This window comes from Candidatus Phytoplasma ziziphi, assembly GCF_003640545.1.
Taxonomy (GTDB): Bacteria; Bacillota_I; Bacilli_A; order Acholeplasmatales; family Acholeplasmataceae; genus Phytoplasma; species Phytoplasma ziziphi.
The window spans coordinates 688,251-709,433 of sequence record NZ_CP025121.1 but is presented as its reverse complement, the minus strand read 5'-3'; the positions used below and the strand labels follow the sequence as shown (position 1 = coordinate 709,433).

The following is a 21,183-nucleotide window of genomic DNA, read 5'->3' as shown; positions in this document are numbered from 1 at the left end:
TTTAAATTTTGGTTTTTTTATTTTTTAATGATATATTTTATCATTTATAATATGTTTTTTAAAAATTAAAAATTTAAAAATAAAAAAGACTTAAAAGTCTTTTTTATTTAGATGCTTGGTTTTTTTTGCGAATGGCAAATATGACTGATATAATCACAATTATTGAAATTGTTAATGTTATCCAGAACCATGGTTCTTTATAAACTGGTTTATCTTCTTTTGTTTGTGGTTGTGGTTGAACAGTAAATTGAACTTCTACTTCACCTTTATAACTATCAGATGTAATTTTAGCTTTTGTATCTTCTATTGATGTAGCTTGAATATTTTTGTTTTGTAAATTAGCATTTTGTTGTTTAACTTTAGCTTCAATAGTTGATTTTTCTTTATCTACAATTTCACCTAAGTTTGTATTTTTTAAATCAGTAGATAATTCTGGTTGAACAGTAAATTGAACTTCTACTTCACCTTTATAACTATCAGATGTAATTTTAGCTTTTGTATCTTCTATTGATGTAGCTTGAATATTTTTGTTTTGTAAATTAGCATTTTGTTGTTTAACTTTAGCTTCAATAGTTGATTTTTCTTTATCTACAATTTCACCTAAGTTTGTATTTTTTAAATCAGTAGATAATTCTGGTTGAACAGTAAATTGAACTTCTACTTCACCTTTATAACTATCAGATGTAATTTTAGCTTTTGTATCTTTTATTGATGTAGCTTGAATATTTTTGTTTTGTAAATTAGCATTTTGTTGTTTAACTTTAGCTTCAATAGTTGATTTTTCTTTATCTACAATTTCACCTAAGTTTGTATTTTTTAAATCAGTAGATAATTCTGGTTGAACAGTAAATTGAACTTCTACTTCACCTTTATAACTATCAGATGTAATTTTAGCTTTTGTATCTTTTATTGATGTAGCTTGAATATTTTTGTTTTGTAAATTAGCATTTTGTTGTTTAACTTTAGCTTCAATAGTTGATTTTTCTTTATCTACAATTTCACCTAAGTTTGTATTTTTTAAATCAGTAGATAATTCTGGTTGAACAGTAAATTGAACTTCTACTTCACCTTTATAACTATCAGATGTAATTTTAGCTTTTGTATCTTTTATTGATGTAGCTTGAATATTTTTGTTTTGTAAATTAGCATTTTGTTGTTTAACTTTAGCTTCAATAGTTGATTTTTCTTTATCTACAATTTCACCTAAGTTTGTATTTTTTAAATCAGTAGATAATTCTGGTTGAACAGTAAATTGAACTTCTACTTCACCTTTATAACTATCAGATGTAATTTTAGCTTTTGTATCTTCTATTGATGTAGCTTGAATATTTTTGTTTTGTAAATTAGCATTTTGTTGTTTAACTTTAGCTTCAATAGTTGATTTTTCTTTATCTACAATTTCACCTAAGTTTGTATTTTTTAAATCAGTAGATAATTCTGGTCGAACAGTAAATTGAACTTCTACTTCACCTTTATAACTATCAGATGTAATTTTAGCTTTTGTATCTTCTATTGATGTAGCTTGAATATTTTTGTTTTGTAAATTAGCATTTTGTTGTTTAACTTTAGCTTCAATAGTTGATTTTTCTTTATCTACAATTTCACCTAAGTTTGTATTTTTTAAATCAGTAGATAATTCTGGTTGAACAGTAAATTGAACTTCTACTTCACCTTTATAACTATCAGATGTAATTTTAGCTTTTGTATCTTTTATTGATGTAGCTTGAATATTTTTGTTTTGTAAATTAGCATTTTGTTGTTTAACTTTAGCTTCAATAGTTGATTTTTCTTTATCTACAATTTCACCTAAGTTTGTATTTTTTAAATCAGTAGATAATTCTGGTCGAACAGTAAATTGAACTTCTACTTCACCTTTATAACTATCAGATGTAATTTTAGCTTTTGTATCTTCTATTGATGTAGCTTGAATATTTTTGTTTTGTAAATTAGCATTTTGTTGTTTAACTTTAGCTTCAATAGTTGATTTTTCTTTATCTACAATTTCACCTAAGTTTGTATTTTTTAAATCAGTAGATAATTCTGGTCGAACAGTAAATTGAACTTCTACTTCACCTTTATAACTATCAGATGTAATTTTAGCTTTTGTATCTTTTATTGATGTAGCTTGAATATTTTTGTTTTGTAAATTAGCATTTTGTTGTTTAACTTTAGCTTCAATAGTTGATTTTTCTTTATCTACAATTTCACCTAAGTTTGTATTTTTTAAATCAGTAGATAATTCTGGTCGAACAGTAAATTGAACTTCTACTTCACCTTTATAACTATCAGATGTAATTTTAGCTTTTGTATCTTTTATTGATGTAGCTTGAATATTTTTGTTTTGTAAATTAGCATTTTGTTGTTTAACTTTAGCTTCAATAGTTGATTTTTCTTTATCTACAATTTCACCTAAGTTTGTATTTTTTAAATCAGTAGATAATTCTGGTCGAACAGTAAATTGAACTTCTACTTCACCTTTATAACTATCAGATGTAATTTTAGCTTTTGTATCTTTTATTGATGTAGCTTGAATATTTTTGTTTTGTAAATTAGCATTTTGTTGTTTAACTTTAGCTTCAATAGTTGATTTTTCTTTATCTACAATTTCACCTAAGTTTGTATTTTTTAAATCAGTAGATAATTCTGGTTGAACAGTAAATTGAACTTCTACTTCACCTTTATAACTATCAGATGTAATTTTAGCTTTTGTATCTTTTATTGATGTAGCTTGAATATTTTTGTTTTGTAAATTAGCATTTTGTTGTTTAACTTTAGCTTCAATAGTTGATTTTTCTTTATCTACAATTTCACCTAAGTTTGTATTTTTTAAATCAGTAGATAATTCTGGTCGAACAGTAAATTGAACTTCTACTTCACCTTTATAACTATCAGATGTAATTTTAGCTTTTGTATCTTCTATTGATGTAGCTTGAATATTTTTGTTTTGTAAATTAGCATTTTGTTGTTTAACTTTAGCTTCAATAGTTGATTTTTCTTTATCTACAATTTCACCTAAGTTTGTATTTTTTAAATCAGTAGATAATTCTGGTCGAACAGTAAATTGAACTTCTACTTCACCTTTATAACTATCAGATGTAATTTTAGCTTTTGTATCTTTTATTGATGTAGCTTGAATATTTTTGTTTTGTAAATTAGCATTTTGTTGTTTAACTTTAGCTTCAATAGTTGATTTTTCTTTATCTACAATTTCACCTAAGTTTGTATTTTTTAAATCAGTAGATAATTCTGGTTGAACAGTAAATTGAACTTCTACTTCACCTTTATAACTATCAGATGTAATTTTAGCTTTTGTATCTTCTATTGATGTAGCTTGAATATTTTTGTTTTGTAAATTAGCATTTTGTTGTTTAACTTTAGCTTCAATAGTTGATTTTTCTTTATCTACAATTTCACCTAAGTTTGTATTTTTTAAATCAGTAGATAATTCTGGTTGAACAGTAAATTGAACTTCTACTTCACCTTTATAACTATCAGATGTAATTTTAGCTTTTGTATCTTTTATTGATGTAGCTTGAATATTTTTGTTTTGTAAATTAGCATTTTGTTGTTTAACTTTAGCTTCAATAGTTGATTTTTCTTTATCTACAATTTCACCTAAGTTTGTATTTTTTAAATCAGTAGATAATTCTGGTTGAACAGTAAATTGAACTTCTACTTCACCTTTATAACTATCAGATGTAATTTTAGCTTTTGTATCTTTTATTGATGTAGCTTGAATATTTTTGTTTTGTAAATTAGCATTTTGTTGTTTAACTTTAGCTTCAATAGTTGATTTTTCTTTATCTACAATTTCACCTAAGTTTGTATTTTTTAAATCAGTAGATAATTCTGGTCGAACAGTAAATTGAACTTCTACTTCACCTTTATAACTATCAGATGTAATTTTAGCTTTTGTATCTTTTATTGATGTAGCTTGAATATTTTTGTTTTGTAAATTAGCATTTTGTTGTTTAACTTTAGCTTCAATAGTTGATTTTTCTTTATCTACAATTTCACCTAAGTTTGTATTTTTTAAATCAGTAGATAATTCTGGTTGAACAGTAAATTGAACTTCTACTTCACCTTTATAACTATCAGATGTAATTTTAGCTTTTGTATCTTTTATTGATGTAGCTTGAATATTTTTGTTTTGTAAATTAGCATTTTGTTGTTTAACTTTAGCTTCAATAGTTGATTTTTCTTTATCTATAATTTCACCTAAGTTTGTATTTTTTAAATCAGTAGATAATTCTGGTCGAACAGTAAATTGAACTTCTACTTCACCTTTATAACTATCAGATGTAATTTTAGCTTTTGTATCTTTTATTGATGTAGCTTGAATATTTTTGTTTTGTAAATTAGCATTTTGTTGTTTAACTTTAGCTTCAATAGTTGATTTTTCTTTATCTACAATTTCACCTAAGTTTGTATTTTTTAAATCAGTAGATAATTCTGGTTGAACAGTAAATTGAACTTCTACTTCACCTTTATAACTATCAGATGTAATTTTAGCTTTTGTATCTTTTATTGATGTAGCTTGAATATTTTTGTTTTGTAAATTAGCATTTTGTTGTTTAACTTTAGCTTCAATAGTTGATTTTTCTTTATCTACAATTTCACCTAAGTTTGTATTTTTTAAATCAGTAGATAATTCTGGTTGAACAGTAAATTGAACTTCTACTTCACCTTTATAACTATCAGATGTAATTTTAGCTTTTGTATCTTCTATTGATGTAGCTTGAATATTTTTGTTTTGTAAATTAGCATTTTGTTGTTTAACTTTAGCTTCAATAGTTGATTTTTCTTTATCTACAATTTCACCTAAGTTTGTATTTTTTAAATCAGTAGATAATTCTGGTTGAACAGTAAATTGAACTTCTACTTCACCTTTATAACTATCAGATGTAATTTTAGCTTTTGTATCTTTTATTGATGTAGCTTGAATATTTTTGTTTTGTAAATTAGCATTTTGTTGTTTAACTTTAGCTTCAATAGTTGATTTTTCTTTATCTACAATTTCACCTAAGTTTGTATTTTTTAAATCAGTAGATAATTCTGGTTGAACAGTAAATTGAACTTCTACTTCACCTTTATAACTATCAGATGTAATTTTAGCTTTTGTATCTTTTATTGATGTAGCTTGAATATTTTTGTTTTGTAAATTAGCATTTTGTTGTTTAACTTTAGCTTCAATAGTTGATTTTTCTTTATCTACAATTTCACCTAAGTTTGTATTTTTTAAATCAGTAGATAATTCTGGTTGAACAGTAAATTGAACTTCTACTTCACCTTTATAACTATCAGATGTAATTTTAGCTTTTGTATCTTCTATTGATGTAGCTTGAATATTTTTGTTTTGTAAATTAGCATTTTGTTGTTTAACTTTAGCTTCAATAGTTGATTTTTCTTTATCTACAATTTCACCTAAGTTTGTATTTTTTAAATCAGTAGATAATTCTGGTTGAACAGTAAATTGAACTTCTACTTCACCTTTATAACTATCAGATGTAATTTTAGCTTTTGTATCTTTTATTGATGTAGCTTGAATATTTTTGTTTTGTAAATTAGCATTTTGTTGTTTAACTTTAGCTTCAATAGTTGATTTTTCTTTATCTACAATTTCACCTAAGTTTGTATTTTTTAAATCAGTAGATAATTCTGGTTGAGTAGGTGAAGGTGGTACATAATAAGGTGCTTTTATTTTTAATTGGCTTGTTTCTGATGTCTTGCGTGCCTCTTCTGTTGTTTTTATATTGTTTATATAATCTTGCGTTGGACCCGCTTGCGTTGAATCTTGCGTTGGACCCGCTTGCGTTGAATCTTGCGTTGGATCCGCTTGCGTTGAATCTTGCGTTGGATCCGCCTGGATATTTATTAAATTATTAAAAAAACAATATCCTAATGTAAAAAATATAATGATAATCGCGTGGAATGTCCGAAAACATATTTTTTTTGTTTGAAGTTTCATATTTTGGTTTTAATACCTTTCTTAATTTCTATTTAAGTTAAAAAAAATTTTAACTTTTAAAATAATAATTTTAAATTTTATTTTAATACCTTTCTTAATTTCTATTTAAGTTAAAAAAAATTTTAACTTTTAAAATAATAATTTTAAATTTTATTTTATTATTTCATGTAAAAATTTTAAACAAAAAAAAAAAAAAACAATTTATATATGCTTTTTAAATAATAATTTTGAATTTTTTTTAATCTTATCTTATGTCAAAGAAAAAATTCAAATCATTTATTTTTAAAAAAAATTTAGGTTTTGAAAACTTTTAATATTTTTTTAAAAATCTTTAAAACTAATTATTCAAAAAATAATTTTCATATTTTTTATAAAAATCTTTAAAACAGATAATATTAAGAAAAGAGTTATTCGAAAATTTTTTTAAAATTAAAAAAAAAAAAAAACATAATTAATTAGTAGAAATTCATTATCTTTTAATAAAAAATTACGCATTAATTTTAAAAAAAACGTTTATTTCTGTTTAATTTCCTATATAAAGTTACGAGGTAAAAAAAATTTATAAATATTTTTTAAAAATAAGAAATTATTTCGAAAAGTTTAAATATTTTTTTAAATTAAAAAATGTTTTCTTAGTTTGAAAAGATATGAAATTATCAATGTCCCGCTTCACTAAAATGGAACCAGTTGGAAAGTTAAAATAAGTCAACTATTTATTAAAAAAATAGTTTGACTTATTTTTTTTGTTTCGAAATAAGTCAAACTGAAAAAGGAGATTTCAAAAATGAATAAATATTTATATGGTTTAAAAGAAATCATTAATTTTTTAATTCAACAAAATTATTTTAAAATTCGTTTATTTAATCAAAAAACTAATTATAACGTGAATAACCAAACTTTATATCTTAATTATGCTGACCTTTATGAAATACTGGTAATTTTGAAAAAAATAAAAAGTCCACCTTTTAAAATTCAAATGAATTTACAAATGACTAAGAAATATACTTTTGATCTTCAAAAGAAAATTTTATATTTAAAACAAGAACCTGAAATAAATACAATGGTCGCTTTAAATGAAAAATTATATCAACAAGTTTTTGGAGAAGCACCTCAAGAAGATGGTTGGGATGATTTAATTGAAAGAAACCGAAAAAAACTTTTTGGAGAGATAATGATATCTGATGACAAAAACACAAAATAATCAAATCATTCTTTCTTATCAAGAAGAAATTAAAAATAAAATCAAAACTTCACTTGAATTAAAAGGTTGGGTTTATGGTAAAGATTATCATGAAGAAGATTTAATCACTATCGGAAAATATTTAAAAGCTAAAAAAGAAACACCTTTTGGTTATCAATTGATTTTAAAAAAGAAATCATATATGCAGATGTTTTATAAAGAGACAGATCAAATTATATTTTATCATTTTCAAAATAAGCTTCAAAAAATCCATTCTTTATTTAATCAAAGTTTGAATTTAGAAAAATTAAAAACGATGAATATAGCCAATTTTACAAATAACAAGATTATTAAAAAATATTGGAATTATTTCGAAAGTGAACAAACAAAACCTAGTTTATATCTTTATGGCGATTTTAATACTGGTAAAACATTTTTCTTTAAATTAATAATGCAATATTTTCTTAAAGAAAAAAAAGATTTTTTGTTTCTTTTCCTTCCAGATTTACCTAGACAATTTAAGCCAGGATGGTTTGATGAAGAATTAAATAACAAAATGGATCATTTAAGAAATATTCCTTATTTATTCTTAGATGATTTGGGAGCGGAAAATTTAAGCATTTATTTTCGCGATGATATTTTATATCCTCTTTTAAACGCTCGTCAAGAAAAAGGATTAATTACTTTTATTAGTAGTAATTTAAATCCTTCACAATTGTCAGAACATTTAAAAATTACTAATGATAATAATCAAATTCTAAAAGCCCTTCGTATCATTAATAAACTCAAAAAAATGTGCCAATTTTATAATTTAGATTTGACTCATAATAATTTAAATCAATCTCAAAAAGGAGTTTTAAAATGAAAATTAATTTAAAACAGAATAGTTGGGCCTGGTTTCAACATCGTAAAAATTTTGTGAACGCTTCTGAAATAGGAACCATTATGGGTCTCAATCCTTACGAAACCAAAGAAGACTTAATTAAAAAAAAATTATTTGGTAGTTCCTTTATTTCTAATCCCGCGATGGAACATGGTAAAAAAACCGAACCAAAAGCGAATTTATTTTTTTCAGTGAAAACAAAAAGAAATTATAAACCCGCAGTATTTACCAGAGATATTTTTTCCGCTTCGTTAGATGGATATCATGCAGAAAGTGAGACGATGTTAGAAATAAAATGTCCTTTGGATAAAAATAGTTCTTCATGGAAAGATTTTTTTGAAAAAGACATTATACCTTCTTATTATTGGGCTCAAATCCAATGTGGGTTATTTTGTTCCGAAAGTAAAAGTGCCTTTTTTTTAGTGTACTTTAATCCTCAAGAACATTATCTCCAAGAAGTATTTTTAAAATCTTCTTTTATTGAAGAGATGAAAATTAAAGCTCAGGAATATCAAAAAATTTTACAACAATATCAAACATTAATGAAAGCAGAAAAGAAGATTAAAGATGACAAACACAAAACAAAATATAAATAAGAAAATAATAAAAATAAAAGGAGTTGAAAATAAATTATGATAGGGCCAATGTTAGAAATTATTTTTGAAGATAACCAAAACACTATTAAAAAAGAAGAGAATTTTTATTTTGAAAGCTTACTTTTAAAAAAATTTTTATACAACAATAATAAAATAACTAAAGTATTCGAATATAAATATAATGATAAACGTATATTACAGGAAACCGAAGAATATGATTATCAAACTTATATACAAATTTTTAATCTAGATTTTAAACAAAAAAGAAAAAGAAAAGAAAAAAGGAATTAAACCATGTCTATTAAAAACAAAAAAAATAAAAAACATTATCCAAAAAAAGAATAAAAATTTTGTTTTACGAAAGCTGATTTAATTACACAAATAGCTAAAGAAGGTAGAGTTACCATTACCGAAACAGAAGCTTTTTATAACATCTTCGAACAAGAATTAACCAAAGCGATTACTAACTATTCAAAAGTAATTTTGTCAGTAGGTTTAGGAAGATTTGTCTTAAAAACTCAGCCCGCTGGAAAATTAACAAATGTTAAAGGAAAAAAAATTTATTATCCTGAATCTACAGTTGTCAAATTTAAAATTTCAAATACTTTAAAACAAGCGGTTAAAAAAATTAAATTAACTTAATTTAAATAAATCAAAATAATTTAACTTTTCCGCTTTATAAAAGAATATAAGGTTTTTTTAAACTAAAAAAAATCTCCTTTTTGACTTTATATTCTTTTATAAAGCGGAAAAGTTAAAAAGAAAGAAGGAAAAAATGCCTTTTATTAAAAAAAACCATAAAACAAAAACAAAGAACATTCGAAACAAAAAAACAACTAATCCAAAAAAAGCTAAAACAAAAAACAATAAAAACATATTGTCTCCAAAAGTGAATAATACAAATTATTTAATTGTAGAACAAATTCAATCACTGTTAAAAAAAATTAAATAAGTCAAAGGAAACAATTAATGATGTGGCTTTTATTAACTCCTTTTTTTGGTATGTTTACTTTTATGAAAGATTGGTTTCATGGGTTTACAGTAGCGGAAATTTTAAATCGCAGATTAGATTTTATCGCCACTAATATTTTAGTTACCAGTTTTTTAATTGGTTTTAAACCTCTTTTTCTTTTAGTAAAAAATATTTTATCTTTTCCAATAATGTTTGTGATAGGTTTCTTCAAACCAAAAAAAGCAGTTCATTATTATCAAGAAAACATTACTAAATTATTAAAGAAACAAGATAAAATGGAATTAAAAAAACAATTATTAGAACAAAAGAAAGAAAAATTAGCAGCCAAAATAATCAAATTAGAAAAGAAAATAAGGATCAAGAAAACTCCTTTTCAGGAAGAAAGAGAGGAGGAAGAAGCGAATGAATAATTGGTCTTTTATGATTGGTTTAGCTTTTGCATTCGGGTTTATTCTTGGCAGCGTTTTTAATTTATTTATTCTTAAATGGTTAGATAATAAAATCTATCGTCCTCATCCTGAAATAAAAAACAAAAATCTTTTAAAAGACATTGAAAAAATAATTAATCAAAAAGATAAACAATTAAAAGATTTATCATTAACTATTAAAAACCTTCATATTAACCCACATGAAAAAGAGAAAGAAAATGAGAAATTGAAAAAAGATATCATTCTGGAAAAAGAAGCCCATAATCATTTATCTGTAATTAATCATGAAAACAAAAGTTATTAAATAATTAAATAAATAAAAGTAAAGGAAAAAAAGAAAAAAATATGGCAATCCAAAACATTAACAATAATACTCTGAAAAGAAAAAGAATAAGAATATCTAAAAAAGGTTCATTCATCCTTTTAGGTGTTTGTAGTCTTTTAATTATCGTTTTAGGAAGTTATTTTTACATGACGACCAAACCTCAAATAGAAACGAATATCTTATAATACCTTGTCAACAAGAAAATAAGGATTTAACTTCTTTAGAAATTAAAATGAAAACTCTCCAAGAAGAATTAAACAAAGAAAATTTAACTCCTGAAACTAAAAATAATTTAGAACAAATTATGAAAAAACAACAAGAAAAACAAACAAATTTAAAAAATTTCATTACTTTTCAAACTTATATGAATCATTTAGAAACTGATATTCAAGAATGTGAAAAAGAATTAAAAGAAAATGAAGTTAAAAAGGAAACTTCTTTAGCTAAAAAACATCAGCTGGCGGAAAAAAAATTAACTAAAGAAAAAGAATTTTTAGCTTTAAAAGAAAAACAAAAATTATTCACTGAAAAAGATGAATTACAAAATGATATTTTAAAAGATTTAAAAGAAAAATTAAAAAAACCTAATTTAACTCCTGCCGATAAAACTCCTTTAGAAACCAAACAAACAGAAATTGAAAAACGTATAATAGAAATCAATCAAGAAATTAATAATTTAATTACTAAAATGCAATTAAAAAATAAAATTGAAGCTTTAACAGAGGACATAGAAATGGAAAAAGATGAAGCTTTAAAACAACTTTTTATCAAACATAAAGAAATTTGTCAACAACAATTAGAAACTTTAAATTAATTGAAAAACAAATTTTCTTTTTGGTTGTCTCTTTATAGTTTATGTTTCTGTTTTTATTTAGGCATTGGAATTGCTTATTATTATTTATCTCCTCAAGAAAAAATAATATCTCCAAAAACTGTATTTTCTGAGATTTCAAAAGAAAAAGAAATACTTTTAAACAATAATTTTCAACCAGCTTCTTCAGAAATTGATCGTTTTTATTATCAATCCGTTATACCTATTAAAAAAGAACACTTAGAACATTTAGAAGTTTATGATGTTTATTTAGGTGAAAATACAGGGATGAAAGAAGTTTTGGGTTGGTTAAAATATTTTTTTCCTTATAAAAAATTTGAAACTCATTTTAGTTATGCTTTATATAATACTTCTGATATTGATAACCAAGTATCTTTTAATTTTCGGATTAAAGAACCTCCTCCTGAAAAATTTTTATTAGCTTATTTTGAAGGAGGAAGTAGAGAGGGTCAAAATGATAAGTATACTTTAGAAGATTTAAAGAACATGGGTAATGGAGCTTCTCATTTATATTTCTTTTGGAGTATGAATAAACCTTATTCTCCCCAACCAATACCTTTTATTCCTGAAAATTACCATTTAGAAATTATTTATGATAAAGGAACTAATTTTGGAGGACCAAGTTATTTGGCAATCGATAAAATCGTTATTAAAGATATTCAAAAAGATAAGATTTTTGGTGTTTATCCGATTAATCAAAAAATTAAAGAACCTTTCGTCATCTTTAATTATGATTTTAAATTAAAATTTCCTTTTTATAATTACGAACAAGAAGGCGTTTTATGGAATACTAATCATATTAAATCTTTAAAAAAAATTGATTTATATGAGAAAAGAACAGGACAACATCGAACTTTATATTATGATGTCGATGAATAATTCAAAAAAGAAAGGAGGCTTTATATGACTCTTATGAAAAAAATTTATTTTAGTTTTTTAATTTTTTTAAGTTTTTTAATTATAGGATTGAGTCTTTATTATGGGTTAAATACTAACAAGGTTGTTACTAACAAGAATACATCTCCTCTTAATAATGTTGAAAATCAAGAAACTTTATCTTTGTTAGAAAAAAGATTAAAAGATTTAGAAGCGGAAAATCAACAAAAAATAAATGAAGCAGAACAAATTAATACTCAAGATAAGCTTTTATCAGAAGAAATCCGTTTAAAAATGGGTCAATTAAGAGATTATATGGTTCAACTAGGTTATTTACAAAAAGCAATTCAAACTCAAGAAGAAGAACTTAAAAAAGAATTATTATCGGTTGATGAGAAAAAAATTTTAGAACAAAAAATGAAAGATTTAAAAAGTCAACATGCCGACATTCAAACTAAGAAAGACCAATTAAATCAAGCAACTTTGACTTTAATCGAAGAAAGAAAAGCGTTGCATCAAAAGAAAACTGAAAATGAAACAACTATTAAGGAACAAAAAAAAGTTTTCACTCAAGTAACTCAATTAAAAGACTTTGAAGAAGAAATTAATCTTTTAACTGAGGCCATGAATTATAATGAAGCGGAAAAAAAACAAATTCAAAGTTTATTAATTCAAAATGAAAATAATGATGAAGAAATTAAAAAATTAAAAAAATATCAATTATTTTTAGATCAACAATTATTATCTTTTGATCAAAGAATTAAAAAAATTGAAAGAGAAATGAAAGCTTTCAAAGAAAATACGCCTCTAGAAGAAAAGAAAAAGAAAAAAACATTTCAAGATGTTTATGGTATGGAAGAAGAAAAAGAACAATTGGTTGTGTTCCATCAAAATAGAACCAGTTGGAAAGTTCAAAAATTAAAAAAGTAAACTATTTATTAATTACTATTATCGTAACATAAAAAAAATAAAATGTCAAGTAAAAATTAAAAATTTTATAAATTTATTTTAAAAAATTTAACTAAACAAAGAAAAAAAGAAAAAGAAAGAACCAAAGAAAAAGAAAAAAAGAAAACATATATATAATATATTTTTAAAATCTTAAATCTTTAATCTTATTTCTTTTTTATTATACAAAAAAATTATATTTTGTCAAGTGTTTTATTAAAAGAAATTTAAAAAAAAAAAAAAAACAAGATTCAAGATTTAAGATTTTAAAAAATTTTATAAATTTATTTTATAAAAAAATAAGATTAAAGATTTAAGATTTTAAAAAATTTTATAAATTTATTTTATAAAAAAATAAAATTAAAGATTTAAGATTTTAAAAAATTTTATAAATTTATTTTTTTTATATAAATTTGATTAAAAAAATTAAATAAATAACAAAATAATTAAAAATGGCGGAATGTTCGGTCTAATTTTAAGATATCATCAAAAATGACAGCTTTAAAGGTGTCTATTCTTTATTAAAAAGTATCTAGTAATAGTATTCTACTTAAAATTAAAAAAAATGTCTTATTTAAGTTATTTTGCCTCTCATAGAGAGAATTTATAGTTTATTTTAACCTCTATTTTATTGTTTCTAAATTTTTTATGAAAATTAAATTAAATTTTTTTGTTTTGGCTGAATATTTTTTTCAATGAGGTATTCAAAAAGAAAACCAACAAGTCAAGCCCTCATTATTATTTGAGAGCGTTTTGTTGGTTTTCTTTTTGATATTTAAATTGATAAGGAGAAAGATAATTTAAATATTTTATTCTTCTTTGAGAATTATATTTTTTAATAAAAGCATTAACAATCTGTGTTAAACGTTTTTTGGTTAATTTTTTGCTTTTTTCTAAATAAACGGTTTCACATTTAAAATTAGCGAAAAAAGCTTCAATACAAGCATTTTGAGAAGGACTCCCTTTTTCTGAGAAACTAGGAATCAAGTTTTTTTCTTGTAAAGTAGTTTGAATTATTTTTGCAGTATATTCGGCGCCTTGGTCCGAATGAAAAAGAGCGGGTTTTTTTAAATTTGGTAATTGGTTTAAAGATATTAAAACTAAATTGGTGTTTCTTTTGGTAGAAAGATAATAACTCACAATTTCCCGATTATATAAATCCATAATCACTGATAAATAAAGAATTTGATTTTTCTCATAAAGTAAATAAGTAAAATCCGCACACAATTTTTGATAAGGTTGAGTAGCTTGAAAATTATTTTTTAAAAGATTTAATTGAGAAAGAGGGATATAATTATTTTTATTATGACGTTTAAGATAACGATTTTTTCGTGTTTGACATAATAAATACATTTCTTTCATTTTCAGATAAACAGTTTTAGGGTTGACTTTAAGATTTTGATTTAAAAGTTCTTGATAAACACGACGGTAACCCCAAACAAAAAAACTTTCTCCCGCATTATTGTAATATTTATTTTGGAGACAAATTTTTTGAATTTGAATATCTAAATTAGTTAAAAAAGGTGGTTGTTCTTTTTGTTCTAACCATCTATAATAAGAGTTTTTGGAAATGCCTAACCATTTAATTATTTTATTAAAAGAGAATTTATTTTGATATCGATAAATAATATTTAAACAAGCATTTTTAAAATTTTGCTTTTTTAATTGAAAAATAGTTTTGATTTTATTTTTTATTTCTTTGATTTCGTTATTATGAGGATTTAAATTAATACTTGTTTTATGTTTATAATTATGACCTCTTTTTTGTTGTAAACGATGAAATTCTTTATTATGAAACCATTTGACCCAACGATAAATTTGTTTTACAGAGACAATTTTAAATTTTTTTTGAATTATTTTAATAGATATACCTTGTTGTCTAGCTAAAATAACTTTTAATTTAGTTTCAAAATCATAATATTTCTTTTTTTTTAATGGTAAAACCACAAAAAGCCTCTATTCTATTTTAAATCAAAAATCCTTTTTTTATTATAAAGGAATTTTTGATTAAAAGTTGTTTTTTTCATCTCTCTTTTTGTGGTAAATTGTTTTTATTTTTCTTTGGTATTCATTTTCTCTGTATATAAAGTAATATATTGTTTTTTTGGATTAAAGTGGAGGTAATAAGTAGCGTTTCTACCTTCTTCCCATCTTTTATTTTGTTGTAAAGGACATTTCACTTCATTGACGTAAAAGTCTTTATCTTCTTCTAATAAATATTTAGGACCTTTGTATTCCATTTCGATAGTGTGTTCGATATTGACAAAAGAATTGTTAAATTTAGAATCTTCTGTACTTAAAACATCTATAAAAAACTGTGAAGGCATAAAATAATCTACTTCACTACCTCCAAGACCTTTATAAGGAGGCATTTTATTTGTATAAAACCAATTATTAAAAGGTTCTCTTATAAAAGGCGCTAAATCTTGAGGAACTTTATCTTTGTATTGACATTGATCGAAACCGTTGAAACCAAAAAATTTATATGTTTTTTCTATTACTGGTTCTTCTATTTCACCAACATTATTCAACATCCATTTCCCTTGAGAATTTAAAAATGGTTTATCTTTTTCAGTTAAAGTATATTTAGTGCCATATCTATCTCCTTTTTTATAATAATATTCAGCTTTTGTTTCTATTTGAGGTTCAGGAACAGGTTTACTTTCGTATTTAACTTCTGATATATTATTGACATACATTGTGAAAGCCAGAAATGATATACTAAAAACACTAATAAATAAATAATAAATAATGTTTCCTTTCGGACTTTTTTTCTGAATTCGATTTTGATTTAATTTCTTTTCTCGAAGAATAATAAAATAAGGTCCTAATGTGAAAGAAAAAAGAGTTAAAGCCACTAAAATAATAATTTGAGTAGTTGACAACATAATAAAATTCTCCTTTTTGAAAATTAATTATTAAGATTACATAATATTTTCTATTTTACCATATTTTTTTAATTACCACCAATTTTTTATTTTATCCCAATGACTCAAGGTTCCTACTATTGCTCCTCCAACTCCTCCTACAATTGTTCCTGCCAATGTTCCAACTCCTGGAACAACGCTACCAATAGCACTACCTAATGACATTCCTGAAGCAGTCGCACCATAAACACCACCAGCTATTTTTAAGTTGTCCTGAGTTTTGTCCCATGTGGTTTTTGTAGTTTGTAATGTATTGCTTTCTTTGTTGAAGTCTGTAATTTGTTTTTTCAAATCATTTATATTTTGATTCAATTTCTCCTTCGTCTTCTCATGAGCTTTTTTCTCATCGTCTAATTGTTGTTGTAATTCTTTAATTCTTAATAATAACGCTTGATTATTATTTCCTAATTCTGTATTAGCGTCTTCTAGTCCTTTAATTGTTCCTTCTAATTGTTGAATACGTTTTCCTTGTTCTTGATATAATTCAATCTGTCTTTCGATTTCAGCATTTAAACGTTGTATTTCTTGAGCTTGTTCTTGGACTGTTTTTTCTAATTGAGCTATTTCTTCATCTTTAGTTTTAATAATGTCTTTTAATTTAACTTCATTTTCTTCTAAAGTTTTGATTTTAGTTTTCAATCCTTTAACTTGTTCTTGTTTTGTGTTTAACATGTTAATTAAAGTATTATTAGCTTGATTATTATTTTTTAGTTCTTCTTGAATGTTAATCATATCCGCTTCTAATTGAGCGTTTTCTTTTTTGGTTTCTTCTAATTCATTAATAACCTTTGTTAAATCATGATGGTATTTAGCTTTTAAATTTTCATTTTCTGTTGTTAAAGTTTGAATTTCTGCTTGAAATCCTTTTTCTTTAAGAGTTAATTCATCCATTTCTTTTTTTAAATCTTTGATATGTTGTTCTTTGGTTTGAACTTCTGTTTGTAAAGTGTTATCAGGAGTCGTTTGTTTGATTAACTCTTCCATTTCTTGTTGAGTTTGGTTTAATTCGTTTGTTGTTGTTTTTAATTTTTCTGAAATAGTTTTTAATTCTTCTTTTTTCTTTTCTAAGTTAGTAAGACTATTTTCATTTAATTCTTGAGGAGGTGGAGTTAAGCTAACATCTTCACTGAAATTCATTGTTATTTTATATAAATTTTCTTTACTTTGAATTGTAGTTACTACTGTTTGGGCATTTAAAGTTATTTGTGTGCAATCTTGGTTATATACATCAAATTTTATATAATAAATTTCTTTTCCATTGATTTGTGTTGGTATGGCGTCACATGTTATTGTATTCCTATCTGCATCAAATTGTTGAGCACGATAAGCTCGCATATTGTCGTCGCCCAATTCAAAATCACTCATTGGTTCAAATGGTTTTACTTTTACTTGAAATGGTTTAAAAGAATAATATGTTTGTCGATCAATATATTTTTGGTCATTTGGATCACCTGAATATAATTTATTATATTTAACGTATGTTATTTTATCTTTTTTAATTTCACAGTTCTTTAACCAATCTTCATAAGTTTTATTTAAAGTATTGACTTCTTGTTCTAAAGAAGCTTTTTGATTTTGTAAAGCTCCTAATTGAAGATTGAAAGTATTAATTTGTTTTTGTTTAGCGGTTAAATCAGTTTTTAATTGTTCGGCTTTTTCATTGTTAGCTGTTATTTTTTGTTTTAAATCTTCTGCTTCTTTTTCTAATTTAGTTATTTGAGTTTGATAATTTTCAATTTGTTTTTGAATTTCTGCTAAAGTTTTTTCATGTTGATCTCTTAAATTTTGAGTTTCTTCTTTTTTAACATTCAATTCTTTTTGTAATTGGGTATTATTTTCTTCTAAAACGGAGATATGTTTGTTTTTTAATAATATTTGTTGATCGAAATGAATTTGTTTTTGGTTAATATCTGTTTTTAAAGTTTCAATTTCTGATGTTAAAGTGTTTTTTGTTTCAGAAGATATATTTTTAGTTTCTATTAATTCTTTTTCTTTTTCTTTTAATAAAGCTTCTTTAGTATGAATGTCTTTTTGTAGAGCTTCTAAATTTTCTTCTTTCTCTTTTAATTGATTAGTTAATTTTTGAATTTGTTCTTGTTTGCCTTTAATTTCTTCGTTTTTGTTTTCAATTAAAGTTTCTTGAGAAGTTAATTTAGTTTTAATTTCGGTTATTTCTTTTGTTAAAGTTTCTTTGCCTTCTGGTTTATTATAAATTAATGTTTCTTTTGTTTTTAACAGATTTTCTAAATTTTCTTTTTCTTGTTTTAAGTTTATTAACTCTAATTCTTGAACTTGAAGATTAACTTTTAAAAATTGCTGTTCTTCTGATAATTGTTTATTTTTTAATGTTTCTTCTTCAATTGAATTTTTAATTTCTGGTTTTTGTTTATAAATTGATTCTCCTTTCTTTAATTTTAATTCAACTTTTTTGTGGTATCTTGGTTTTGTGCCTCTTTGTCTTTTAGTTTGTCTTTGTTATGGTCTATGACTACGACATCTTCTTTGGGAGGTTGAATTGGAGGAGTAGTTTTATCAGTAAAAAGCATGAAACTTCCTATAACAATTGTACCCACAAGAACTATACCTCCTAAAAAAGGACCAATGACTGGAATGGATAAACAACCAGCGGCTATTGCTAAACCAATTAAAATAGGAGTGATAATGCTACCTGTTTTTGATAACCATTCGGGACAATTCCATTTATTTTTAAAATGATGGTAGAAATATTCTTTGATATCGTGAGCTTTATCTTTGGTGTATTCTAAAGCTTTAGTGCCAGCTTGATTAATAGCCGCTCCTATTTGAGGAACGATTTTATAAAACATCAACCAAGATAAAAAGATTAAGAAGATTAATGGTAAAAGATAACCTATTAACTTTTTAGTGATTTGGCCCCAAGTTTGTTTTTCAACAGGGTTATGTTCTAAAATAATTTTGTTTTCTAAAGGAACACGTTCTTTTTTTATAAAACCTTTATTTGGTTTTAGTTTAGTAGGAATTTTTTTGATTTGCTTGTTTGTTTTATTTGATTTTGGTTTAAAAGCCATATTATTTTTTCTCTTTCTATTTTATTTATTTTTTTATTTTTCTTTGGTATTCATTTTCTCTGTATATAAAGTAATATATTGTTTTTTTGGATTAAAGTGGAGGTAATAAGTAGCGTTTCTACCTTCTTCCCATCTTTTATTTTGTTGTAAAGGACATTTCACTTCATTGACGTAAAAGTCTTTATCTTCTTCTAATAAATATTTAGGACCTTTGTATTCCATTTCGATAGTGTGTTCGATATTGACAAAAGAATTGTTAAATTTAGAATCTTCTGTACTTAAAACATCTATAAAAAACTGTGAAGGCATAAAATAATCTACTTCACTACCTCCAAAACCTTTATAAGGAGGCATTTTATTTGTATAATACCAATTATTAAAAGGTTCTCTTATAAAAGGCGCTAAATCTTGAGGAACTTTATCTTTGTATTGACATTGATCGAAACCGTTGAAACGATTAAAAATATAAGTTTTTTGAATAGGTGTCTTATCTTTATTTGGTTCTAAATATTTTAAAGTTCCTTGTTTCCATTCTTTATATTGGTCTTCACATTCTTTACGATAAGCTAAGATTTCTCCTTTAGTTTTTTTAATTCCTAAAAGATTATCTAAGGCTTCATCTAAATCAGAAGATAACATGACTTCATGATTTTGATTTTCAAAGGCGAAACGGTCATAATTCGTAGCCGCTTCCGTTACTAATTTAACCCAATCACGATTGGATAAAGTTTTCTCTTTATTAATTTTTTCTAAATGCTTATAAGCTCTTGTCACTAAACTTTCTAAATGATTAACAGCGTGATAACTTAAACGATAATTATTTTTTAACATAAACCATTTTAAAAAACCAGGTGTTTCTTCTTTTTTAAAAGAATCTATTTTAATTTCTTTTTGAAAACGACTTCTTAAAGCGCCGTCAATTTGTTCTAAATGGTTAGTACCACCCATTAAAATAATTTTTTTATCAGTTCTTTTAAAACCATCTAATTTTAATAATAAATTATTAATAATGTTTTTAGAAGTTTGATTAGCGTTTTTATCTTCACGATTCGCTAACCCACTAATTTCATCAATGAAGATAATTGTTTTCTCATGGGATTCAGCTTCGGCCCAAATCTTTTCTAATTCTTCATTACCTTCTCCGACATAGGTTTTATCAAATTGAGAAGGATCGACAGAAATATAATGAGCGTCTACTTCACCGCTTAATGCTTCCATTAAATGACTTTTTCCTGTTCCAGGAGGTCCATATAATAAAATACCCATGGGTTTTAAATTCCGATAACCAATAATATGTTTTTTGGCATTAAAATAATGAATAATATTAGCGAATTGTTCTTTTTCTTCTTCCATACCATAAACATCTTGAAATGTTTTTTTCTTTTTCTTTTCTTCTAGAGGCGTATTTTCTTTGAAAGCTTTCATTTCTCTTTCAATTTTTTTAATTCTTTGATCAAAAGATAATAATTGTTGATCTAAAAATAATTGATATTTTTTTAATTTTTTAATTTCTTCATCATTATTTTCATTTTGAATTAATAAACTTTGAATTTGTTTTTTTTCCGCTTCATTATAATTCATGGCCTCAGTTAAAAGATTAATTTCTTCTTCAAAGTCTTTTAATTGAGTTACTTGAGTGAAAACTTTTTTTTGTTCCTTAATAGTTGTTTCATTTTCAGTTTTCTTTTGATGCAACGCTTTTCTTTCTTCGATTAAAGTCAAAGTTGCTTGATTTAATTGGTCTTTCTTAGTTTGAATGTCGGCATGTTGACTTTTTAAATCTTTCATTTTTTGTTCTAAAATTTTTTTCTCATCAACCGATAATAATTCTTTTTTAAGTTCTTCTTCTTGAGTTTGAATTGCTTTTTGTAAATAACCTAGTTGAACCATATAATCTCTTAATTGACCCATTTTTAAACGGATTTCTTCTGATAAAAGCTTATCTTGAGTATTAATTTGTTCTGCTTCATTTATTTTTTGTTGATTTTCCGCTTCTAAATCTTTTAATCTTTTTTCTAACAAAGATAAAGTTTCTTGATTTTCAACATTATTAAGAGGAGATGTATTCTTGTTAGTAACAACCTTGTTAGTATTTAACCCATAATAAAGACTCAATCCTATAATTAAAAAACTTAAAAAAATTAAAAAACTAAAATAAATTTTTTTCATAAGAGTCATATAAAGCCTCCTTTCTTTTTTG

Annotated in this window: 17 protein-coding genes and 1 pseudogene; 12 read left to right on the top strand and 6 right to left on the bottom strand. The window is 24.2% G+C overall.

All coding sequences use genetic code 11. The features are described 5' to 3' along the window. Positions 1 to 103 precede the first annotated feature (103 nt). Positions 104 to 5,968 (bottom strand): hypothetical protein, encoded by a 5,865-nt coding sequence (locus tag CWO85_RS03385; protein ID WP_121464205.1) that lies wholly within the window; start codon positions 5,966 to 5,968, stop codon positions 104 to 106. 784 nt (positions 5,969 to 6,752) lie between these two features. Here CWO85_RS03385 and CWO85_RS03380 point away from each other — a divergent pair. From CWO85_RS03380 to CWO85_RS03335, 12 genes and pseudogenes are all read left to right on the top strand, one after another. Then, positions 6,753 to 7,169, top strand: coding sequence for a hypothetical protein (locus tag CWO85_RS03380; protein WP_121463891.1), 417 nt, complete (start codon positions 6,753 to 6,755; stop codon positions 7,167 to 7,169). After that, positions 7,150 to 8,013, top strand: coding sequence for an ATP-binding protein (locus CWO85_RS03375; protein ID WP_121463890.1), 864 nt, complete (start codon positions 7,150 to 7,152; stop codon positions 8,011 to 8,013). The genes CWO85_RS03380 and CWO85_RS03375 overlap by 20 nt, the downstream gene beginning before the upstream one ends. Next, complete coding sequence (locus CWO85_RS03370) at positions 8,010 to 8,627, top strand: lambda-exonuclease family protein (protein WP_121463889.1); 618 nt, start codon at positions 8,010 to 8,012, stop codon at positions 8,625 to 8,627. The genes CWO85_RS03375 and CWO85_RS03370 overlap by 4 nt, the downstream gene beginning before the upstream one ends. 36 nt (positions 8,628 to 8,663) lie before the next feature. Continuing rightward, positions 8,664 to 8,918, top strand: coding sequence for a hypothetical protein (locus tag CWO85_RS03365; protein WP_121463888.1), 255 nt, complete (start codon positions 8,664 to 8,666; stop codon positions 8,916 to 8,918). 78 nt (positions 8,919 to 8,996) lie between these two features. Then, positions 8,997 to 9,269 (top strand): annotated as a pseudogene (locus CWO85_RS03360) (HU family DNA-binding protein); the annotation flags it as partial. A gap of 133 nt (positions 9,270 to 9,402) precedes the next feature. Beyond that, positions 9,403 to 9,579, top strand: a complete 177-nt coding sequence (locus CWO85_RS03685; protein WP_161554974.1) for a hypothetical protein — start codon at positions 9,403 to 9,405, stop codon at positions 9,577 to 9,579. Between the two features lie 17 nt (positions 9,580 to 9,596). Next, a complete protein-coding gene (locus tag CWO85_RS03355) occupies positions 9,597 to 10,010 on the top strand; it encodes a hypothetical protein (protein ID WP_152031102.1) in 414 nt (137 codons plus the stop codon). Continuing rightward, positions 10,003 to 10,332: a hypothetical protein gene (locus CWO85_RS03350; protein ID WP_121463885.1), complete on the top strand. Its 330-nt coding sequence runs from the start codon at positions 10,003 to 10,005 to the stop codon at positions 10,330 to 10,332. Before CWO85_RS03355 ends, CWO85_RS03350 begins: the two co-directional genes overlap by 8 nt. 41 nt (positions 10,333 to 10,373) lie before the next feature. Beyond that, complete coding sequence (locus tag CWO85_RS03680; protein WP_161554973.1) at positions 10,374 to 10,538, top strand: hypothetical protein; 165 nt, start codon at positions 10,374 to 10,376, stop codon at positions 10,536 to 10,538. A gap of 47 nt (positions 10,539 to 10,585) precedes the next feature. Beyond that, positions 10,586 to 11,167, top strand: a complete 582-nt coding sequence (locus CWO85_RS03345) for a hypothetical protein (RefSeq protein ID WP_121463884.1) — start codon at positions 10,586 to 10,588, stop codon at positions 11,165 to 11,167. After that, positions 11,168 to 12,064: a hypothetical protein gene (locus CWO85_RS03340; RefSeq protein WP_121463883.1), complete on the top strand. Its 897-nt coding sequence runs from the start codon at positions 11,168 to 11,170 to the stop codon at positions 12,062 to 12,064. It abuts the gene before it with no gap. A gap of 24 nt (positions 12,065 to 12,088) precedes the next feature. Then, positions 12,089 to 12,991 (top strand): coiled-coil domain-containing protein, encoded by a 903-nt coding sequence (locus CWO85_RS03335; protein WP_121464204.1) that lies wholly within the window; start codon positions 12,089 to 12,091, stop codon positions 12,989 to 12,991. A gap of 756 nt (positions 12,992 to 13,747) precedes the next feature. Here CWO85_RS03335 and CWO85_RS03330 read toward each other — a convergent pair. The 5 genes from CWO85_RS03330 to CWO85_RS03310 all read right to left on the bottom strand — a co-directional run bounded on the left by CWO85_RS03330 (position 13,748) and on the right by CWO85_RS03310 (position 21,161). Beyond that, on the bottom strand, positions 13,748 to 14,956 hold the full coding sequence (locus tag CWO85_RS03330) for an IS3 family transposase (RefSeq protein ID WP_121464203.1): 1,209 nt from the start codon (positions 14,954 to 14,956) through the stop codon (positions 13,748 to 13,750). 104 nt (positions 14,957 to 15,060) lie between these two features. Then, complete coding sequence (locus CWO85_RS03325; protein ID WP_121464202.1) at positions 15,061 to 15,897, bottom strand: hypothetical protein; 837 nt, start codon at positions 15,895 to 15,897, stop codon at positions 15,061 to 15,063. A gap of 72 nt (positions 15,898 to 15,969) precedes the next feature. Beyond that, a complete protein-coding gene (locus CWO85_RS03320) occupies positions 15,970 to 17,748 on the bottom strand; it encodes a coiled-coil domain-containing protein (protein ID WP_121464201.1) in 1,779 nt (592 codons plus the stop codon). A gap of 602 nt (positions 17,749 to 18,350) precedes the next feature. Further along, on the bottom strand, positions 18,351 to 18,983 hold the full coding sequence (locus CWO85_RS03315; RefSeq protein ID WP_121464200.1) for a hypothetical protein: 633 nt from the start codon (positions 18,981 to 18,983) through the stop codon (positions 18,351 to 18,353). A gap of 33 nt (positions 18,984 to 19,016) precedes the next feature. Beyond that, positions 19,017 to 21,161: an ATP-binding protein gene (locus CWO85_RS03310; protein WP_121464199.1), complete on the bottom strand. Its 2,145-nt coding sequence runs from the start codon at positions 21,159 to 21,161 to the stop codon at positions 19,017 to 19,019. Positions 21,162 to 21,183: the final 22 nt, after the last annotated feature.